This is a genomic window from Candidatus Polarisedimenticolaceae bacterium (genome assembly GCA_036376135.1).
Lineage (GTDB): Bacteria > Acidobacteriota > Polarisedimenticolia > Polarisedimenticolales > DASRJG01 > DASVAW01.
Genome location: DASVAW010000176.1, coordinates 1 through 3,242, shown reverse-complemented (window position 1 = coordinate 3,242; position 3,242 = coordinate 1). Strand labels below are relative to the sequence as shown.

Annotated in this window: 7 protein-coding genes; all 7 read left to right on the top strand. The window is 68.7% G+C overall.

The genetic code is table 11. The features are described from left to right. Window positions 1-461 (top strand): nucleoside monophosphate kinase (locus VF139_19300; GenBank protein HEX6853552.1); only part of this gene is annotated, 461 nt, incomplete at its 5' end. Then, entirely contained in the window at window positions 458-1,246 is a 789-nt protein-coding gene (gene map / locus VF139_19295; GenBank protein HEX6853551.1) for a type I methionyl aminopeptidase, read from the top strand. The genes VF139_19300 and map, both read left to right, overlap by 4 nt. A gap of 3 nt (window positions 1,247-1,249) precedes the next feature. Then, on the top strand, window positions 1,250-1,468 hold the full coding sequence (gene infA / locus VF139_19290; GenBank protein ID HEX6853550.1) for a translation initiation factor IF-1: 219 nt from the start codon (window positions 1,250-1,252) through the stop codon (window positions 1,466-1,468). A 21-nt stretch (window positions 1,469-1,489) separates the two neighbouring features. Continuing rightward, window positions 1,490-1,603, top strand: a complete 114-nt coding sequence (gene rpmJ, locus VF139_19285) for a 50S ribosomal protein L36 (protein ID HEX6853549.1) — start codon at window positions 1,490-1,492, stop codon at window positions 1,601-1,603. A gap of 32 nt (window positions 1,604-1,635) precedes the next feature. Beyond that, entirely contained in the window at window positions 1,636-2,025 is a 390-nt protein-coding gene (gene rpsM, locus VF139_19280; protein ID HEX6853548.1) for a 30S ribosomal protein S13, read from the top strand. A 3-nt stretch (window positions 2,026-2,028) separates the two neighbouring features. Further along, window positions 2,029-2,430: a 30S ribosomal protein S11 gene (gene rpsK / locus VF139_19275; GenBank protein ID HEX6853547.1), complete on the top strand. Its 402-nt coding sequence runs from the start codon at window positions 2,029-2,031 to the stop codon at window positions 2,428-2,430. A 27-nt stretch (window positions 2,431-2,457) separates the two neighbouring features. Further along, a complete protein-coding gene (rpsD, locus tag VF139_19270; GenBank protein HEX6853546.1) occupies window positions 2,458-3,075 on the top strand; it encodes a 30S ribosomal protein S4 in 618 nt (205 codons plus the stop codon). Window positions 3,076-3,242: the final 167 nt, after the last annotated feature.

Here is a 3,242-nt window from a genome sequence, read left to right as displayed (position 1 = left end):
TGATCGGCGACCTGCTCGGGGAGCGGCTGGCGCAGCCGGACGCCGTTGCGGGGTTCATCCTGGACGGGTTCCCGCGGACGGTCGAGCAGGTGGGCATCCTCGACGGGGTGCTCGCCGGCCGGGGAGCCCGGCTCGACCGGGTGTTGATGCTGGTGGCTCCGGAAGCCGAGATCGTTCGGCGGCTGTCGGGACGAAGGACCTGCCCCTCCTGCGGGGCGGTTTTTCACCTCGAGAGCCGCCCGCCGAAAGCGGCCGGGGTCTGCGACGCTTGCGGGTCCGCGCTCGTGCAGCGGCCCGACGACACGGAAGAGGTGATCCGGGAGCGCCTGCGGGTCTACGCCGCGCAGACGGTCCCGGTGGCGGAGGCCTACGGGAACCGGGGCCTCCTCCTGGAAATCGACGGCACGGGGGAGCCCGAGGCCGTCCGGACGCGTCTGGAAGCGGGGATCGAGGAACGGTGAGCCGGACGACGCTGAAATCGCCTGCCGAGATCGATCTCATGGATCGCGCGAACCGGATCGTCCGCGCGGTCCTGGAGGCGCTCCGGGAGCGTGTGCGTCCGGGCATGACCACGGCCGAGATCGACGCCTTCGCGGAAGGGGAGATCCGCCGGGCGGGCGCCGAGCCCGCGTTCAAGGGGTATCCCCACCGCGGCGACGGACGGGACTTCCCGGCGACCGTGTGCGCTTCCGTGAACGACGAGGTGGTGCACGGGATTCCGTCCTCGCGGGTCGCGCTCAAGGACGGGGACATCCTTTCGATCGATTGCGGGGTCCTCTACAAGGGGTATTTCGGCGACGCGGCGGAGACCTACGCCGTCGGGACGATCTCCCCGGAGGCCCAGCGGCTGCTCCGCGTCACCCGGGAGGCGCTCCATCTCGGCGTCGAGCAGGCCAGGCCCGGGAACCGCGTCTCCGACATCGGCCACGCGGTCCAGAGTCACGTGGAGGCGCACGGCTATTCGGTCGTGCGGGAGTTCGTGGGGCACGGCATCGGCTCGAGCCTCCACGAGGAGCCCCAGGTCCCGAACTTCGGGAAGCCGGGGCACGGCGTCCGGCTCGCGCCGGGCATGGTGCTCGCCATCGAGCCGATGGTGAACGCCGGCGGCCCGGAGGTCCTCCTGAGCGCGGCCGACGGCTGGACCGCCCGGACCCGGGACGGCAGTCTTTCGGCCCACTTCGAGTTCTCCGTGGCGGTCACGGAGGACGGCCCGCGGGTGCTCGGCGACCCTCGGGGGCAGGCGTAACGAATGTCGAAGGAAGAGGCGATTCAGGTCGAGGCCACGGTGGTCGAACCCCTCCCGAACGCGATGTTCCGGGTGGAGCTCGAGAACAAGCACCGCGTGCTCGCCCACATCTCCGGGAAGATGCGCAAGCACTTCATCCGCATCCTTCCCGGCGATCGGGTGCTCGTGGAGCTCTCGCCGTACGACCTGACGCGCGGGCGCATCGTCTACCGGTACAAGTAGGCGAAGGCGCGGGAGAGGAAGATGAAGGTCCGGGCTTCGGTGAAGAAGGTTTGCGACAAGTGCAAGATCGTCCGGCGCAAGGGGGTGGTGCGCGTGATTTGCGACAACCCCAAGCACAAGCAGCGGCAGGGCTGAGGGGCCCGGAACCGGCGTAAGGAGGCTCGAACGTGGCACGTATCGCGGGCGTGGATCTGCCCCCGAGCAAGCGCGTGGAGATCGGTCTGACCTACATCTACGGGATCGGTCGCCACCGCGCGACCTCGATCCTGGAGAAGGCCAAGGTCGACCTCTCGACGAAGGTGAAGGACCTCTCGGAAGACGAGGTGGTCCGCATCACTCGGGTGATCAACCAGGAAGGGCGTGTGGAGGGGGACCTGCGCAAGGCGACCTCCCTCGACGTGAAGCGCCTGATCGAGATCGGGTCGTATCGCGGGATGCGGCACCGGCGCAACCTGCCCGTCCGGGGCCAGCGCACGCACACGAACGCGCGGACCCGGCGCGGTCCGCGTCGCGCGATCGCGGGCAAGAAGAAGACCGCCACCGGAAAGAAGGGTTAGGCGATGGCCAAGGCTCAGAAGGCCGCCGGGAAGAAGGGCGGCAAGAAGGAAAAGAAGAACGTCCCGCACGGCGTGGCGCACGTCCACGCGACGTTCAACAACACGATCATCACGATCACCGACCCCCGCGGGAACGTCGTCGCGTGGTCCTCGGCCGGCGTGCAGGGATTCAAGGGATCCCGCAAGGGGACGCCGTTCGCCGCCCAGACCGCGGCGACGATCGCGGCCAACAACGCGAAGGAGCACGGTGTCCGCACCCTCGACGTGAAGGTCAAGGGCCCGGGCTCCGGTCGCGAGTCGTCGGTCCGCGCGCTGCAGGCCGCCGGCATGGAGATCCGGTCGATCAAGGACGTCACCCCGATCCCGCACAACGGGTGCCGCCCGCCCAAGCGGCGGCGGGTCTAAGGGTTAGGAGGCACGAACGTGGCGAGGATGAACGGAGCGGTCTGCCGGCTTTGCCGACGGGAAGGGATGAAGCTCTTCCTGAAGGGCGACCGTTGTTTCAAGGAGAAGTGCGCCTTCGAGCGCCGGGGCTACGCCCCCGGTCAGCACGGCCGGCGCCGCTCCAAGGTCCAGGGGTACGGCATCCAGCTGCGCGAGAAGCAGAAGGTCAAGCGCATGTACGGGGTGCTCGAGCGGCAGTTCCGGAACTACTTCCAGAAGGCCGCGCGTCGCAAGGGCATCACGGGTGCGAACCTGCTGCAGATGCTCGAGCGCCGCATGGACAACGTGGTGTACCGGCTCGGGTTCGCGTCGTCGCGCGCGATGGCCCGCCAGCTGGTGGCGCACGGGCACTTCCAGGTCAACGGCGGCAACGTCAACGTCCCGTCCGCCCTCGTGGACGCGGGCGACGTGATCGTGCTGCACGAGTCGAGCCGCAAGAACGAGGCGATCAAGATGTGCCTCGACACGGCGAAGGGTCGCGGCGTCCCGTCGTGGCTCGAGCTCGACGCCGACAATTTCCGCGGGAGCGTCAAGCAGCTCCCCGGTCGAGACGAGATCCAGCTCCCGATCCAGGAGCAGCTCATCGTCGAGCTGTACTCCAAGTAGGCCCTGCCGGAGGGACGGATGTATTCGAAGGGATTCCAGAAGCCCAAGCGCCTCGAGGTCGAGCGCGAAACCCTCACGCCGACCTTCGGCCGCTTCTCCGCGCAGCCGTTCGAGCGCGGGTTCGGCACGACGATCGGCAACGCCCTTCGCCGGATCCTGCTCTCCTC

What these genes read in the sequence shown, in the direction of transcription:
- infA (HEX6853550.1), top strand. Translation starts at nt 1,250, where the DNA reads ATGTCGAAGGAAGAGGCGATTCAGGTCGAGGCCACGGTGGTCGAACCC.
- rpmJ (HEX6853549.1), top strand. Translation starts at nt 1,490, where the DNA reads ATGAAGGTCCGGGCTTCGGTGAAGAAGGTTTGCGACAAGTGCAAGATC.
- rpsK (HEX6853547.1), top strand. Translation starts at nt 2,029, where the DNA reads ATGGCCAAGGCTCAGAAGGCCGCCGGGAAGAAGGGCGGCAAGAAGGAA.
- rpsD (HEX6853546.1), top strand. Translation starts at nt 2,458, where the DNA reads ATGAACGGAGCGGTCTGCCGGCTTTGCCGACGGGAAGGGATGAAGCTC.